The 15,225-nt window shown below is 62.2% G+C and carries 19 protein-coding genes; 14 read left to right on the forward strand and 5 right to left on the reverse strand.

Translation table 11 applies throughout. The features are described 5' to 3' along the window. The first annotated feature begins 96 nt into the window (after positions 1 to 96). The 6 genes from LFL96_RS36925 (at position 97) to LFL96_RS36950 (ending at position 5,035) form a co-directional block, all read left to right on the forward strand. Complete coding sequence (locus tag LFL96_RS36925) at positions 97 to 1,359, forward strand: DUF1173 family protein (RefSeq protein ID WP_281004146.1); 1,263 nt, start codon at positions 97 to 99, stop codon at positions 1,357 to 1,359. A gap of 77 nt (positions 1,360 to 1,436) precedes the next feature. Beyond that, complete coding sequence (locus LFL96_RS36930; RefSeq protein WP_281004147.1) at positions 1,437 to 2,414, forward strand: hypothetical protein; 978 nt, start codon at positions 1,437 to 1,439, stop codon at positions 2,412 to 2,414. Then, positions 2,411 to 2,791, forward strand: coding sequence for an ASCH domain-containing protein (locus tag LFL96_RS36935; protein ID WP_281004148.1), 381 nt, complete (start codon positions 2,411 to 2,413; stop codon positions 2,789 to 2,791). Before LFL96_RS36930 ends, LFL96_RS36935 begins: the two co-directional genes overlap by 4 nt. A 63-nt stretch (positions 2,792 to 2,854) precedes the next feature. Continuing rightward, a complete protein-coding gene (locus LFL96_RS36940; RefSeq protein ID WP_281004149.1) occupies positions 2,855 to 3,340 on the forward strand; it encodes a hypothetical protein in 486 nt (161 codons plus the stop codon). Beyond that, positions 3,337 to 4,209: a phage Gp37/Gp68 family protein gene (locus tag LFL96_RS36945; RefSeq protein WP_281004150.1), complete on the forward strand. Its 873-nt coding sequence runs from the start codon at positions 3,337 to 3,339 to the stop codon at positions 4,207 to 4,209. Before LFL96_RS36940 ends, LFL96_RS36945 begins: the two co-directional genes overlap by 4 nt. Before the next feature lie 154 nt (positions 4,210 to 4,363). Beyond that, entirely contained in the window at positions 4,364 to 5,035 is a 672-nt protein-coding gene (locus LFL96_RS36950; RefSeq protein ID WP_281004151.1) for a Lar family restriction alleviation protein, read from the forward strand. A 249-nt stretch (positions 5,036 to 5,284) separates the two neighbouring features. On the opposite strand, the gene LFL96_RS36955 is transcribed toward LFL96_RS36950, so the two are convergent. Beyond that, entirely contained in the window at positions 5,285 to 5,791 is a 507-nt protein-coding gene (locus tag LFL96_RS36955) for a hypothetical protein (protein ID WP_281004152.1), read from the reverse strand. 206 nt (positions 5,792 to 5,997) lie between these two features. Continuing rightward, entirely contained in the window at positions 5,998 to 7,137 is a 1,140-nt protein-coding gene (locus tag LFL96_RS36960) for a helix-turn-helix domain-containing protein (RefSeq protein ID WP_281004153.1), read from the reverse strand. 1,131 nt (positions 7,138 to 8,268) lie between these two features. Between LFL96_RS36960 and LFL96_RS36965 the strand changes: the two genes are divergently transcribed. From LFL96_RS36965 to LFL96_RS36980, 4 genes are all read left to right on the forward strand, one after another. Further along, entirely contained in the window at positions 8,269 to 9,273 is a 1,005-nt protein-coding gene (locus LFL96_RS36965; protein WP_281004154.1) for a PRTRC system protein D, read from the forward strand. A gap of 10 nt (positions 9,274 to 9,283) precedes the next feature. Continuing rightward, the gene (locus LFL96_RS36970) at positions 9,284 to 9,619 is read left to right on the forward strand and encodes a hypothetical protein (RefSeq protein WP_281004155.1); all 336 of its coding nucleotides are present in this window, start codon (positions 9,284 to 9,286) and stop codon (positions 9,617 to 9,619) included. Positions 9,620 to 9,731: 112 nt separating this feature from the next. Further along, positions 9,732 to 9,881 (forward strand): hypothetical protein, encoded by a 150-nt coding sequence (locus LFL96_RS36975; RefSeq protein WP_281004156.1) that lies wholly within the window; start codon positions 9,732 to 9,734, stop codon positions 9,879 to 9,881. Further along, a complete protein-coding gene (locus tag LFL96_RS36980; RefSeq protein ID WP_281004157.1) occupies positions 9,881 to 10,126 on the forward strand; it encodes a hypothetical protein in 246 nt (81 codons plus the stop codon). The genes LFL96_RS36975 and LFL96_RS36980 overlap by 1 nt, the downstream gene beginning before the upstream one ends. A gap of 55 nt (positions 10,127 to 10,181) precedes the next feature. On the opposite strand, the gene LFL96_RS36985 is transcribed toward LFL96_RS36980, so the two are convergent. The 3 genes from LFL96_RS36985 to LFL96_RS36995 all read right to left on the reverse strand — a co-directional run bounded on the left by LFL96_RS36985 (position 10,182) and on the right by LFL96_RS36995 (position 12,407). Next, a complete protein-coding gene (locus LFL96_RS36985; protein ID WP_281004158.1) occupies positions 10,182 to 10,406 on the reverse strand; it encodes a hypothetical protein in 225 nt (74 codons plus the stop codon). 84 nt (positions 10,407 to 10,490) lie between these two features. Beyond that, complete coding sequence (locus tag LFL96_RS36990) at positions 10,491 to 11,639, reverse strand: primase-helicase zinc-binding domain-containing protein (protein WP_281004159.1); 1,149 nt, start codon at positions 11,637 to 11,639, stop codon at positions 10,491 to 10,493. A gap of 231 nt (positions 11,640 to 11,870) precedes the next feature. Then, positions 11,871 to 12,407, reverse strand: a complete 537-nt coding sequence (locus tag LFL96_RS36995; protein WP_281004160.1) for a hypothetical protein — start codon at positions 12,405 to 12,407, stop codon at positions 11,871 to 11,873. 455 nt (positions 12,408 to 12,862) lie between these two features. Here LFL96_RS36995 and LFL96_RS37000 point away from each other — a divergent pair, with 455 nt between their 5' ends. Genes LFL96_RS37000 through arsB form a run of 4 tightly spaced genes read left to right on the forward strand, consistent with a single transcriptional unit; the run spans position 12,863 to position 15,216 of the window. Then, entirely contained in the window at positions 12,863 to 13,195 is a 333-nt protein-coding gene (locus LFL96_RS37000; protein ID WP_281004161.1) for a metalloregulator ArsR/SmtB family transcription factor, read from the forward strand. Continuing rightward, on the forward strand, positions 13,192 to 13,650 hold the full coding sequence (locus tag LFL96_RS37005; protein WP_281004162.1) for an ArsI/CadI family heavy metal resistance metalloenzyme: 459 nt from the start codon (positions 13,192 to 13,194) through the stop codon (positions 13,648 to 13,650). The genes LFL96_RS37000 and LFL96_RS37005 overlap by 4 nt, the downstream gene beginning before the upstream one ends. Continuing rightward, a complete protein-coding gene (locus tag LFL96_RS37010) occupies positions 13,647 to 14,168 on the forward strand; it encodes an arsenate reductase ArsC (RefSeq protein WP_281004163.1) in 522 nt (173 codons plus the stop codon). Before LFL96_RS37005 ends, LFL96_RS37010 begins: the two co-directional genes overlap by 4 nt. Further along, entirely contained in the window at positions 14,155 to 15,216 is a 1,062-nt protein-coding gene (gene arsB, locus LFL96_RS37015; RefSeq protein ID WP_281004164.1) for an ACR3 family arsenite efflux transporter, read from the forward strand. The genes LFL96_RS37010 and arsB overlap by 14 nt, the downstream gene beginning before the upstream one ends. The last annotated feature ends 9 nt before the right edge of the window (positions 15,217 to 15,225 follow it).

The raw sequence follows: 15,225 nt of genomic DNA on the forward strand, positions 1-15,225 counted from the left end.
CTCAGCAACGGGCAGTGGTTTCACACCGACAAGGCGACCGGACGCGAGTACCAGCCGGGGAGCCAGTAAAACGGCGGCGCCGTTCAAGGAGTCAGCATGTCCAGCGTCTCATTCGACAACGCCACCTATCCTCTTAGCGACGTTCAGGAAAACCCGGCTCGCTATCTGGCGAGGCTGGAGCGCGCCAAGGTGACGCCCGGCCATGCTGTCTGCCTGTGCGTCCCACGCCGCGAACCGCTACGTCTCGTGATTCGCCGCTACGGCAAGTTCTGCCACCTCGCCGGCTGGCCGGAAGACGGCCACCGACATTTCCCGGGTGGCACCAACGCCCCGGCCTGCCCGTTCTACAAGGATCGCGACGCCCAGTCCTCCAATGGTGACGTCGACACCACCGCGGCGATTGTCGCGACGCCGGGCGGGATCAACGCGAAGCTCGACATTGCACTCGTTCAGCGCGAGTCCGCTTCGGGCGCGCGCCGCACCGCTGGAACTGGTTCTTCAGGCACCTCGCGGCGGGCGGCGTCATTGCTCGCGTTCCTTCAGACGTTGTGGATGACCGCCCGGCTAAACAGGTGGAGCGGGCTCGCCACGAGCCGTCACTGGGGCATCTGCAACGCGATGCTGCTCGCCGAGCTTGGGGACGCGGTTGTCAACGGCGAACCCGCACAGACTGCGCTTCACGTGATGCGCCGTTATGAAGAGGCCGATCGCGCGGCGATCAACGCGGAGTTCGACGCGTTCCTCGACGGTGTCGCGATCACCGGCGTAACCAGTTGCCGCGGGCTGATCATCGGCGAAGTGAACGAGCTTGCACGAACGCAATTCGGCTATTCGCTTTCGCTTCGCCAGAGCGCGCGCAAGTATTACTGCAGTACCGAGCTTGTCGCTCACGCGGAAAAAACCTTCGCGCACGCGTGGCGCGCGCTGGGCGATCGCAGTGCGCGCGTCGTCGCCATCCTTCTCGTTGAACGCACGTCGAAAGGGCACCTGCGGCTGGTCGATCTCGCAGCCATGCTTTGCTCGGCGGCCTTTCTGCCCTGTGACTCCATTCACGAGGTCGCGCTTGCAAACCGCCTCGTGACGGAGCACCGCGCTTTCGAGAAGCCAATGCGTATGACGAGGGGCGAAGACATGCTGCCTGACTTCGAACTCACGGACACCGCGCCGCGCTACCACGTCGAGGTGTACGGCATGAACGGCCTGCCCGCCTACGAGGCACGCAAAGAGGCGAAGCGGGAGTTACGGCGTCAGCGTGGGATACCAGCGCTCGAATGGGACGTCGACAAGACCCCGCTTCCGCAACTCACGCTGCCGCCAGCAGCGGTAGCAGCGGCTTCACGGCAGCGATCCACAACTTGACTTCGGCGGGTCGCGGTCATGCTTGTTTCCAGGCCGCCGCGATCGCGCGGCACCCATCTTCCATCCTGGAACCAACAATGAAAATCCTCCTCATCGATATCGTCCGCGACCTGGCCGACATCGCAACCTACACGCCTCCGTACTCCGGCGACGGCTCATTGCTGAACCCATCGGACGAACTGGCGACCGTGCTTGGCCTCGCCGGCAGACTGCGCACACGCGTCAACGCGCTGCTGGACCTTGTGCATGCGGCACCGGGCGAGACACTCACGGGTTGGACCGATGCACACCGCCAGTTCTTCCGCGAATGGCTCAGGAAGACCTTTCCCAACGAAGCGGGCGCCGCCACGATCGCGCTGGGTGATGCGTGGATGGATGGGCTGCGCGTCGGTGCGAGCGTCGGGGTGGTCCGTGCCGGGCCGGACGCGTCTGTGCAACCGCATGCCGCAGCGTCGCCGCGCGCGATTGAGCTCGCCGGCGTTGCCGACGTACGCGATGCCCGCTCCGGTGAGTGGCAAACGTGCGCCGACTGCCACGAATCGGTTGACGGTTATCCGGTCGGTAAATACCCATACAGCGAAACGCTGCGATGCGAGCTTGGCGCGGGCTGCGTCAACTGCGGAGGCATCGGCGCCGTCTGGGACCGCAACGTCGATGCTGGAAAGGCCAGCACGGCCTCGGGCCCCATCGCAACGCGAAGAACACCGAGCGTCGGCGTGCGTCTCCGTCGCTGTCGCCACTGCAATCCTCGACGTCGTGGAAGCGCTTGGCCGGCAGCTCGATCCGCTGCTCGACAGGCAAGGCACCGACTACGTCCGCGCGTTCACGAAAGCCCGGCAGGCCGTAGAAGCGTGTCGGATAGCGCCCCCCGGACCTGTGACCGCGTCGGCCGACACACCGGCCGGCGGTGTCCAGCAAGCACGCAGTCATCGCAAGGGCGGCTTTCCGGTCCTCGCCGAATTCGATCCCACCCACCCGTTGCTACCCATATCGCGCGCCGCGATCGACGCTCCGAACGATCACGAAACACTGCCGCGCGGAGCATGCATCGATGACCGGTGACAAGGAACAATCAGGCGCGCGGACCGTCGCGACGCGTGACCGCGGCGGCCCATACGTGTTGACCCTGCGCCTCAAACGGGTCTACTTCGAAGATATCTCGTGCGGTAACAAGCCGTGGGAATACCGGCTCGCCACCGGGTACTGGCGAAAACGCATCGAAGGCCGGCACTTCGACTACGTGCTCCTCACGCTCGGGTATCCCGCGCGGTCGGAACAGGACCTGCACATGCTCAAGCCATGGCGCGGCTATATCGAACAGCAGCTGCTCCACCCTCACTTCGGCGACGACGAAGTCCACGTGTTCGCCGTGAACGTGACAGCGCCCACTCTTCCGCTCCACGTGCTCTACAACGACCTGACGCGCGCTTGACTTCGCGCCCGCACCGGCAATCTGTACATATGCCGGCTACCACCGGCGCCACCGGAGACCATCATGCACGGCAAGCACTTTTTCCTGAACCGCGTAGTTGCACGCTCGCGCGAGTGGCAATGCCGCTATCCGGCGCTGAGCGCTGCCTACCAGAACCCCGAATCGCTGTCGGGAGGCCGTCAGCTCGTCGCCGCCGTGGCAGATCCTGAGGGCATTCGGTGCGTGTTCTTCAGCAACCTCGGCTCGGTACTCGATTTCGCCGCCAGCTGGGCAGAACTGGATAGCGCCAGAACCTGGTGGCATTTCACCGTCCGCTGGAACTTCTGGTATTTCGATGACGCCCGGAGTCTCTTCGCCATGCGTGCGGCCGGGCACGATCCGGATCATCGGACGATCGCTACCGGCCCACAGGTGGACCGTCGTTACAACGACAGCCTTACCGCGTTTCTCGACCGGGCCGAGGCGCGCTTCCGGCGGGACATCGGCAATATCGCGATCCTTCAACCTGTGAGTCGGGCCTGCACCGACGACGCAAGCGCCACGTCATGAGCGAGAACTCGACGATCGAGTGGACGGACCATACGTTCAACACGCACTGGGGTTGCAGCAAGGTCAGTCCTGGCTGCGACCATTGCTATGCCGAAACCCTCGCCGGACGATTCGGAACCGGATGGGGCGACGAAGCCGCCAAACGGGAGTTCGACGAGACACACTGGAACGACCTGTTGCGGTGGGACAGAAAGGCGGCCCGGGAAGGCGTCCGGCGCCGGGTATTTACGAACAGCATGTCCGATCTCTTCGACCGCTTTGCGCCGGACGGCGTTCGCGCCCGTCACTGGGAATTCGTTGCGCGCACACCCAATCTCGACCACCTGCTGCTGACCAAGCGCATCGGCAATGTCGCGCGCATGGTTCCGGCCGAATGGCTCGTGGAAGGCGGCTGGCCAGCGAATGTGTGGATCGGCGCGAGCGTCGTGAATCAGAAGGAAGCCGATCGCGATATCCCGAAGATACTCACCTTGCCGGCCCGGGTGCGATTTTTGAGCATGGAACCGCTGCTCGGACCGGTCGTGCTTCGCGATTCATGGTTACACGAGCTGGGCTGGGTGATCGTCGGTGGCGAAAGCGGGCGCTACGCGCGCCCGATGCATCCGGCGTGGGCACGGGCGCTCAGAGACCAGTGTGAGGCCGCGGGCGTTCCGTTCTTCTTCAAACAATGGGGAGAATGGGCCCCGATCCATGCGGTGTCGAGCGAGAGCGTGCGCGCCGGTCTGAGCGCCAGCGCTGTCCAGATCGTCGGATCCGGAGGCGACGGTGAAGCCAACGCGAACGTTGCTGTCATGCGCCGGGTAGGCAAAAAAACAGCCGGCCGACTTCTGGACGAACAGCTCTACGACGGACTTCCGCGCGCGGCCTGATCGTGACCAGTCCGTCCGCCGAACCCCAAGCCGCGCTGCGGATCAGCCACCGCGGCCTCGCCGCTTGCGTCTGTAATCCGCTCTATTCCGGCTTTTAGATTTATCAGTATGGGGCAATAATGCAGCCACCTTTCAAAACATACATCCTTCGCGCATGTACGAACAGCTCATACCCTGTGACCATTGCGGCGGTCGTCCGACCGTTGGGCGCTCCCAGCGGGTCGTAGCACAGCTCGGCGACGACGGGTTCGATTACAGCGGGTTCGGACGGGATGCGGGGCCGCCCGAGATCGGTGACACGATGCCACGGCCGCCGGGTGCTCCGCAGACAGAGCCCATCGTCTGCATCTACTGCGACGGCTGTGGCATGACCACTCCCTGGGAGCCCGTCGGCACGAATATGACCGCGGCGCTCGATCGCGTTGGGCTCATCTGGAACAGGCGACTGAACCGCCCGCCCACCGAGGCGCATGACCTTCAGGCGCTCGTCGAAAAAGAGCTTGGCGCGCCGGACATACATTTCGTGCTCGACCTGCTCGCGCGCAACAAGGACGAGTGGGCAAGCCGGGGCCCCATCTTCGCCATGCTCGCTCAGCGGCTCGTGGACGCCACTGTCGTCACCGCCGATAGCTGGCCCATCGAACCCGTCCTGAACGACGCTGCGCGCTACCGCAAGCTGGTACACCATGCCCACTCCGTGAGCATCGACGGCGAGCGGTACATCCAGTTTCCCAGAGTCTCCAACCCGAACCGCGATCCCTACGTCCTGTATGAGGTGGAGGTCGCCGCAGTCGTCGACGGTCTACCCGATCGCGGTCGCTGGTAACACAGACGATAGCCTCTGATCGCTGCGTCCCCTCAAGGCACCGATCAGCTTTCCTGCGCACGGACGACGAATACTGGCGCTCGCCCACCAGACGAAAAAAAAGCCGACGCAAGGTCGGCTTGAAGAGGTTCCAGATTTCTTTGAGGGCTGACTGGAACCTGAGAGAGATTCCATTCTGCCCGGCGCGCGAACCGGCGCCCGGCCATATCCCGTGTGATTTTCCACGCCATTCGCGGCGAAAAACCCCATTCAGGCGACGCTTCGGTCGCGACCGTCGTGGAGCGGCGGAATTTGATCGCAGGAAGCCACGCCGCGCGCGAGCTCGATCATGCTGGCGAGTCGCAGTACGTGCGTACCGGTCCAGCCTTGCGCCGGCAGCAGTTCCCGAACACGCGCCTCCGGCCCGTTGTAAATCACCGCAGCGGTGTTCTTCTCGAAGTCGATAGCGAAAAATAGCAGATAGTCCGCCCGCCCCCTGCCCGGCGTGAATGCCGGTCCGGTCTTCAGCTTCCCGGTTGCTTTGACCTGAACCGTTTTTTCCTGTTTGGTGAGCAAATCGACGCCACCCGTACGCTTCTCAGGCCAGACAAGATCAAAGTGATCAAGCGCCAGCGCTTCGGCGATGTCCCCAACCAGACGTCCGTCGAGCGTAAATTTAAGACCCGTGTGGGCGTAGTGCCTGGCGAGTGCCTGCTGCGAATCCCACAGGGCTTTCACGGCCGCCGGAAGCTGAAACGTGAGCGGTGCAGCTCGCATAAGGATTTTCCGCGTTGAGTGGCCGCCGACATGGCAGCGGGAACAGGACAAGCGCCGTGGCGTCCGGCGGCACGAGGGGGCGCCTGCGAGTCGCGGAGTGTAGCAGGCCGCCGGTTCGTCGCTCGCTCGCCTGAGGCTCGCCTCCGGAAAGCCGCGATCCCGATTGTGGAAATGTCCCCGCCGTCCACCGACGTGAAGCCCGAAGGTTATGAGGCGGCCAGCAACCGATACAACGCCTGCCTGGAAATGCCAAGCGCCTCGGCGGCCCGGCTTTTGTTGCCTGCTGCGTCGAGCAGTGCCTTTTCCACCTCGGCACGAGTTGGCGGCTGCCGGCGTTGCCGCTCAAGCCGCTCCTTCAATCCGAAAACCGACAGGTAAGCATTCGCCTTGGTCTTGCGCGTGTGCCCGGCGGCCGCCACAACCCGTCGCATCGCTTCGTCGTGTGAATCCCGTTCGGCGCGCGCATCGCTCCCCTTGATCGGCGCGGGCACGCCGCTTACCTTCTCGTAAAGCAGTTGCAGATACTCATGGCGCAGACCGTGGCTCGTGACTCCGAGCCCGGCCTTGGTGACCCCGTGCTTGTCCAGCACGTAGTAGTACCAGTCGCGCCACTGCTTCAGGGACCGATCGGCCGGCACCGTTGAACCAGTCGTGCCGTTCGACAGTCGCGCGGCCTCCTCAAGCACGCCCACCTTCGCCTCCAGTGGCACCTCGCGCGCGAGGCCACCCTTCGTCCCATGACGGACCCCGAGCGTCTGCGGGCTGCGCACAGCTTCCAGTGGCCTGAGAAGAAAGCTCTCCTCGACACGAAGACCGAACGCAACCTGTAGCTTCAGTTGCACGGCGACGTAAGGGCACGTCTGCGCAATCTCCGCTATTTTCGCGGCGGCGTCGATGTCGTTCGCCGACCACGACTTGTCCGCCGTCGCGACATAACTGCGTTTGAGACCATGCTCCACCCGGTCGACATAGTTGCCGAGCGTGAGCACGAGTGCCGGCTTGCCGATCCACTGCGACAGCGCGCGCAGATACGTGAGCTTGTTCTCGATCGTGCCCCCGCTCTGCTCCTGTTTGACCCACAGCGCGACAAGCCATTTGACGTGCTTCTCGCGCAGCGACCACGGGCTCTCCAGTGCGAAGCCACCTTTACGCAGTTCTACAAACGCGCTGCACAACGCAGTTGTACGGCGTTCTTGAGTTTTCACGGAGAGCACGCTCCGGCTCACCCGTGTCCTGCTGTGGATCTCGTTGACGTGGTCATCCAGCAGCCGGACCAACTCGGCTGCAAATGCCTGCGGCAATGCATAACGGCGCACCGTTGCCCGAACGTTGAGGATAGCTGCCATCGTTTTTACGTTTCTCCGCGCTGTTGCGCCTTCGGTTGTCCCTGCCTCCCGATCAGCCGCGCGCACATCCCTACCGATGTGTTCATCGCGCGATGCCGATCGGCACCACCTCCAGCACCGCCTGCCATGCGGCTGCGCCGTATTACCCCGGCGAGGGTCCCTGCCTTCCGTACCTTTAGCGATTCCATCCGATCAGCCCGACGCAGGGAAGAACTGCGTTCCGACTGTCCATCTGCTGCTGTGAGAGCCGATCCGCGCTGCGCGCAAATCCGCCCCGCATGTACCGGTGTGCCAGGAGCCGATACCACGCCCCAACACTTCCGTCACTGCAACTTCCGGCCACCCTGCCAGCCCGTAACGCGCTCCGCGCAAAACGCGCCGCTGCGTTCTGGACGCCTCTCATCGCTTGCCGCGGTGAGACGTCCGGCTAACTGCCTGGTGATTCCCGTTTGCGCATTTCTGGCTACGGCTGCGCCTACCGTCTGTCTTCCGTCAAGGGGATCGCGATCAACCGGTGTTCCCGGTGTCGCAGGACTCCCCCCGCCCCAAAGCACGTTCACCTTGGCCGCAGTGTGTCGGGCCTCCTGAACGCACCCCGCGTCGTGTGCTGAAAGGGCGTGTGCGAATCACGATGAGTCGCATGTAGGACTGTCCGGTGTCCGGGTCCACATGTCCTCATCGCGTCTCATTGCGACGAACCGTCGCCAATCGTATGGATATCGCGGTGTCCATGACCCTCATGTTGGATCGGTATGGACTTGAACTGATTCAGAAAAAGGCCGCATCAGTGTGCGGCCCGTACAGAAAGGGCGTTGCGCGTCGCGCGCAAGCCGGTATTGCCTGTTATTGCAGATCGATGCGTCAAGGACGCGGTAGGTAAGCAGCAGCATAAATCCGCGCGCCCGGGGTGCAGCTATCAAAAGCTGACCGGATCAGGCGCGCTTTGCTGACTTGACTTGCGAATACCCTCGATAGACTCGATTCAGGATCAAAGCCGGACATGAAGTCCGACCTTGACCGTTCGTACTGCAAAAGTCCCAGATGATGTGCGACTTTGGCGACAGCATGAACTGAAACTCCTACTTGAAGTACGAGTTCGTCTTTATCAACCTTCACCTCCCGGAGTCTGATTTGAAAACCCCCGTCTTCGCTATCGATGTTGGCTATGGCAACACGAAATCCGCGTACCGAGCCGCCAGTGGCACGGTCGCCACAGCGATGTATCCGTCTCTGGCGCCGCTCGCCGCGAGCCGGACCATCTCGAACTACGGCGAGTCGGTTCTGACCGGCCGGAAGGTGGCCATCATCCGCATCGACGATATCGAGTACGAGGTCGGGCCCGACGTGGCGCTGACCGCTGCATACGGCAACACCGGCCGCACACTCGCCGACGACTACGTGCTGTCCGACAACTACGCTGCACTTCTCGCCGGCGCTCTCCATTTCGCAGACGTCACGCAGATCGAGCGGCTGGTGCTGGGCCTGCCGGTGCACAACATGCAGAAATACGCGTCCGAACTGAAAGAGCGTTTCGCTGGCGAGTTGGACTTTGGTCAGGCCGGCGTGCACGTCGACAAAGCCATCGTCGTCCCGCAGCCGCTCGGCTCCCTCGTGTTCGCGTCCAGCAACCGTCAGAGCGAGTTTGGCCGCGACAGCGCCCATCTGGTAATCGACGTCGGGTACTTCACCACCGACTGGGTGTACGCCAACGGCTTCACGATGGACGACAAACGCAGCGGCGGCCTGCCGGGCGGCGCATCCCAGATCTACCAGCGCATCGCGAGCCTGATCGCCAGGGATCAGGGCGAACCGGTCGACGACATCGAACGGATCGACAAGGCGCTGCGCGAGCAAACGCCGTTCTTCTTCTACGGCCAGAACATCGTGCTCGACCCGTACGTCGAGCAATCCCAGCCGCTAATCAATGCGGTGGTCAAGGAGATGCAGAACTCGGTTGGCCGGTTGCCCAACGTTCGATCGATCATCCTGTCGGGTGGCGGCGCCGCACTCTACGCTTCGGCGATCCGCAAGGCGTTCCCTCGCGTCGTGATTCAAATCATCGAAGCGCCCTGCTTCGCGAACGTGCGCGGATTTCTCACCGTCGGCGAGACCGCCCTTGCCCGCGAACGGAAGTGACGGTGAAGAGATGGACGGTACGGACGAAAAGATAGAGATGACCATCACGATCAACCGGCTGGTCGCGCCGTTGCTTTACGACGCGCTCGCTGCCTGTCGAAGCCCGCGGCAGCGGGCCATGCGCCTGCGCGCGCTCGCTGAATCGGCTCTGCGTGAGCCAGTTCAACGAGGCAGTCATGATGTGAGCCCGCCTCAAGCAGTTCGGACCGCGATCGCAGCGCCGCGCGCAGAACTGGACGTTTCTCCGGAAGCCGATATCCAGATCCTGCGCATCGCGGAGGTCGAAGCGGGTGCGCACGACCCGGCGACCGACTCGCTCGCGGATGAGCTCTCTGGGTACTTCTAGGAATCGCGGACGCGGCCGCCGCCTTGACTTCGCGGCTAATCGGGCATCATGTACTTAAAGCACCGGGCGACGGACGGCGTCCACCCCGGTGCGTCAACCGGGGAGAGTTTTCATGGACACACTTCAGCTGTTTCATGCGGGTATGCTCGGCGAACCGCGCACGTGGGTGGGTTTTCTTCTGCTCGCCGCAGTCGCGGCCGCAGGCTGGTACGCGGGTGTTGCACTGTTCGACCGCTTCCACAAACCATCGACGGATGAGTAATGGACCAACTTCTTCGCTGCTACCGCGCGTTCGACGCTCTTCCGTTTATCGTCAAACGCGCCATCTACTGTTTCCTCTTCGTACTGCTCGGCCTGTACGGCGTACACGTCGGTCGGACCGACCTGGATACGGCAGGCAAGATCGAGTACATCGGCGCAATCGGATTTATCTGGGCGAGCGGCCTCTGGTATCCGTTGTGGATTCTTCTGCGGTGCATCATCTTCTTCAAGGTACGCCCGTGGTAAGCGTACAGACGAAAAAAAAGCGGCTCCCCTTGGGGAGCCGCTTTCGCTTCGATAGTTAGTGCGACCTTTCGGCAGCAACAACTGCAAGGCGAAGTGCACAGAAATCCCACGCGGCGTCGAATGACGGGTCGCGAAACAGGTAACACGTATTGCCTTGACCGCGACGGTCGATCACATCAAAACTTGCCGCATCCGACTTCATCGCCGGCCGATTGCCACCGGCTGCGCCTGACGAGCCGACGATCGCAAAATCACCCAACAGCACCTGAAAAGAGCTCATTTCCATCCTCACAGAAAAAAGCCCGATGCGATATTCCCGGTGGGGAAATATCCCCACCGGGCTGGCTAAAAAAAGTTGGGTTAGCTAGGCAGTCGCAAGCACCCTGCGTTCGATTCCGACGGTCCTTCCGACGGGCACGATAAGACCATGCGGCGTCGAGAATTTTGCAGACCACTGATCGGCAAAATCAGTCCCGCGTCGCTTCGGCCGATGAACAATCACCGTGAAGCCCTCGGCACGAAGCCGCTTTGCCAGCTCGACACCCGCTGCTACGCCAGGCGACTTGCCCGTGCGCGGATCGACCTCGTCAAAGTCAACGAAGATGTGAACGACGCGGATGCCAAGTCCCTGCGGGACGACAAACTGGCTCAACAGAATGCGGTTCAGGCAGTACCAGACCGGCACACCGGTTTCCATATGCGCAGCGTAGGCGGTTTCGAGCCCCTCGCCGACACCGATCTCGCCGTTCTCTGGCTCCATCAGTCGAACCGCACCACCGCGCAACGGATTAAGAGTCTTGTCGTTCAGCTTGTTGTCGAGGATCTCGCCATCCGGCGCGACGATCCTGGCCTTTGCCGCAACAGACCGTTCGAGGAAGGTGCGATGCAACGTCCCAAGCCGGCCATCCGGCAGCTCAAAACGCGCGAGAATGCCGGGCCAGGAACCAAGAACTTTCTTCTCATGCCAGTACTCGAGCATCCCGAGCCGTAAAGCGCCTGAGGGCGGCGCCGTGAGACCGGGTACTCGCGACATGAGATAGCGACGCGAAAGATCACCCTCTCGCTGCGCGTGCGCCCTGTTCCACATGTCGCTCAGCCGCTTTTCGACGAACGCAGGATCGGCCTTGCGTTTTGGAGAAGGCGCCGTGCGTCCATCGAGGGCATCGGTCGTCGTCCACCGGCCCGGCGGATTGCCGTCGATTTCGGTCATCAGGCGATACAGACCGATCCTGTTCAGCTTGCAGATGAGGCGAAGGCCGTCTCCGGCCATAGGTCTGCCGGCGTCACACTGCCGGCAGAACCAGTCACCGCGGCCTCGCTTGTTGTCGTAGGTGAATCGGTCGTTTCCCCCGCATACGGGGCACGCGCAGGCAACACCCATCAGGCTCGTGGCTGGAACGCCGTGCGCGACGAGAAGGGAAATCCATTGCTCGGCCGACAGGGTGAAGGTCGCGAGCTTGCGCTGCAACCACTCATACTGCTCCGGCGGTAGTTCCCGGCCATGTGCATTCATTGGTCACTCTCCTTTTGGGAAGTGGGTTGTGGTCGATGCCTGAGACAGGCGTGAAAACGCGTGCTCAAAAAGCGGTCCGCGCATCGGGCGCAGGCGGCTTTTTCAGCAGCTGACGTTGGGGTAATAGGGAAAAGTGGCGAGCGGCGACGACGGGCAGTCGCTCGGCGCTGCTGGAAACACGATGGGCATCGCCACGCACCCGAAGGTGCGTCGCGATTCATAAGAACCTGTCTAACTGCTCGCGCCGGCCCCGCCGACGACGCGCACAAACAGGCGGAAAGTGACACGGTGCGCAAAAGCACGGCCGTGAAGGTAGGCCCAGCGATCGTCCGGCCAGTCGAACGTATGGCTCGTCGTACTGCGGAAAGCCAGCAGCCCCCGCAAAAACGCTTTCACCATGGACTTTCGCCACAAGCGCGCGGCAAACCGCTTCGTCCGCTGCATGAACGTCATCTTCCGCTCCTCGTTGTGAAGCGGTTTCAGATCATTCGCCCTCAGCGCCTGCAACACCTCAATCGGGACTTTGTGGCCAGCACGTCTGAGCCAGGCCGCAGCGGCGCGGCCGTCCGGAAAATAGCGGTCGCGAATCGCGAGGAGCGGAAAGTCTTCGTCGTCCTCCTCAGTTTCAACAACGACGCTCCCCGTATCAAGGAACTGTTCAACGTGAAAATTCGGATCGACTCCATAGCGTCCCGGTACCGCGACGCACTTCACCGACCAGGTGTCGCGCCAGCTACCACAGGCAACGAAATCGACTTTGTCATTCATGATGAGTTCCTCGATAAAAAGTAAAAACCAAGGCGTGAGTGATCCGCTCCCGGCGGCGCACATCGCCGACGGGACTGGCACATGTCAAGTAAAAGGTGAGGTTTTACGGGATCAGCAGATTGACCACGCGGCCCGCGGGTAGGCTTGACGGAACGGTTCTGTTGCGGAATTCCGCAAACATTTCCGCACTGGGCACGCTGAGCGGTGCCAGATGCCGCGTGCAGAGCCGGTTTTGTAAAGATAGGAACCGAGCGAGCGAAGGCTCAGGCCTCGTGCTTCGATCGATGCGCTGAGCGCGCGGGGAACAACTCCAGCGTAGCGACTCCGAACGCGGCTGTGCGGTTAAACGCTCACGATTTCGATACGTGTTTCGCGCGCACTCGCACAGCAGACGATCCCCAACCTTCATTTCAATATTACTTGAATCATTGAATCAATACGCCTATGATGCCACCATGGACTCGAACCTCGTCGTACGCGCACTCGGTGCGCTCGCTCATGAATCGCGGCTGGCCATCTTCCGCGTGCTCGTCGTAGCTGGCCCAGCAGGCTTGCCTGCGGGCGAGATCGCGCAGCAGGTTGGCCTTTCGCCTTCCAGTCTTTCGTTTCACCTTAAGGACCTGTCGCACGCCGGCCTCGTTACTGGCAACCAGCAGGGCCGTTTCATTTTCTATTCGGCCAACTTCGACGCGATGAACGGACTCGTCGGGTTCCTCACCGAGAACTGCTGTGCGGGCACCGCCTGCGCAGTGGTCGATGCGCCGCAATGCTGTGGAGATCAGACATGAAGCGTATGCACATCCACGTCGCCGTAGCAGACCTCGAATCAAGCACGCGCTTCTACACGGCGATGTTCGGCGGTGTTGAACCAACGGTAGCGAAGTCCGACTACCGCAAATGGGAACTCGCGGATCCGAAGGTCAACTTCGCCATTTCGCAGCGCGGGGTACAGCCCGGCATTGACCACCTCGGCATTCAGGTCGAGAGCGATGAGGAGCTTGCCGAGATGCGCGAGCGCTTCGCTAGCGCCGAGCTGCCGGTGACGAACCAGACGGCCACCAGTTGCTGCTACGCGAAGTCAGACAAGACGTGGACCGTAGACCCGCAGGGTGTGGCGTGGGAGACGTTTCGCACGCTCGAACAGGCACCGGTTTATGGCCAGTCACACGACCGGTCACGCACTGCCAGTATCCCCCCAGTTGCCTGCTGCGCAGGTGCAGATAGCAAACGGAGCAGCACATGAGCGATAAGACCTACAACATTCTCGTCCTCTGCACAGGCAACAGTGCCCGAAGCATCATGGCCGAGGCGCTTTTCAACACGATGGGGCGAGGCAGGTTTCACGCCTTCAGCGCAGGCAGTCACCCGTCCGGTGCCGTCAACCCGTTCGCAGTTGAACGCTGTGAGGCACTTGGCTACGACACCACGGGGCTTCGCAGCAAGAGCTGGGACGAATTCGCTACGCCGGATGCGCCGCAGATGGACTTCGTCATTACCGTGTGCGACCAGGCAGCAGGCGAAGTGTGTCCGATCTGGCCCGGCAAGCCGATCACGGCGCACTGGGGATTCGAGGATCCCGCTGCGTTTGCTGGTAGCGACGAGGCGAAGCGGGAAGTCTTCACAAAGGTCTATCGTCAGATCATGACCCGTGTGAGCCAGTTCGTGAATCTGCCGCTGCACGTGCTCGACCGCAATGCGATCCAGAAGGAAGTCCGGGCAATTGGTGACCGTCCCGCAGAGGAATCGAATGAGCAGCGCTGATTCCGTATCCAGCACTACGCGTCCCGCCATTGGTTTCTTCGAACGGTACCTGACGGTGTGGGTTGCGCTGTGCATCGTCGCAGGCATTGTGCTGGGCCAGTGGCTGCCGTCAGTCTTCCAGGCCATTGGTCGCATGGAAGTAGCGCAGGTCAATCTGCCCGTCGGCGTGCTGATCTGGATCATGATCATCCCCATGCTGATCAAGATAGACTTCGCTGCCATGGCGCAGGTCAAGGGTCACTGGCGCGGCATCGGCGTCACGCTGTTCGTGAACTGGCTCGTCAAGCCATTTTCGATGGCATTGCTTGGCTGGATTTTCGTGCGTCATGTGTTCGCCGGCTGGCTGCCGGCTGCACAACTGGACAGCTACATCGCAGGCCTGATCCTGCTCGCAGCCGCGCCGTGCACGGCGATGGTATTCGTCTGGTCACAACTGTGCAAAGGCGATCCGTACTTCACACTGTCGCAGGTTGCGCTTAACGACGCGATCATGATCGTCGCATTCGCGCCGATCGTGGCACTGCTGCTCGGCCTGTCGGCCATCACCGTGCCGTGGGATACGCTCATCGCGTCGGTAGGGCTCTACATCATCATCCCGGTCGTGATCGCGCAGATTCTGCGTCGCATGCTGCTCGCGAAGGGCGACGCGTATTTCAGGCGTGCGGTCTCAGGCCTCGGCCCGTATTCCATCTGCGCGTTGCTCGCGACTCTCGTGCTGCTGTTCGCGTTTCAGGGTCAGGCCATCATTCGCGAGCCGCTGGTGATCGCGATGCTCGCCGTGCCGATCCTGATACAGGTGTTCCTGAACTCGGGCCTCGCCTATCTGCTCAACCGCAAGCTCGGCGTCGCGCATTGCGTGGCTGGCCCGTCGAGCCTGATCGGCGCAAGCAATTTCTTCGAACTGGCCGTGGCGACAGCCATCAGCCTGTTTGGTTTCCAGTCGGGCGCTGCCCTCGCAACCGTCGTCGGCGTGCTGATCGAGGTGCCGGTCATGCTGCTGGTCGTAGCGGTCGTGAACCGCTCGCAGCGCTGGTACGAAGCGCATTGAGGATCGACC

Source organism: Paraburkholderia sp. D15 (genome assembly GCF_029910215.1).
Lineage (GTDB): Bacteria > Pseudomonadota > Gammaproteobacteria > Burkholderiales > Burkholderiaceae > Paraburkholderia.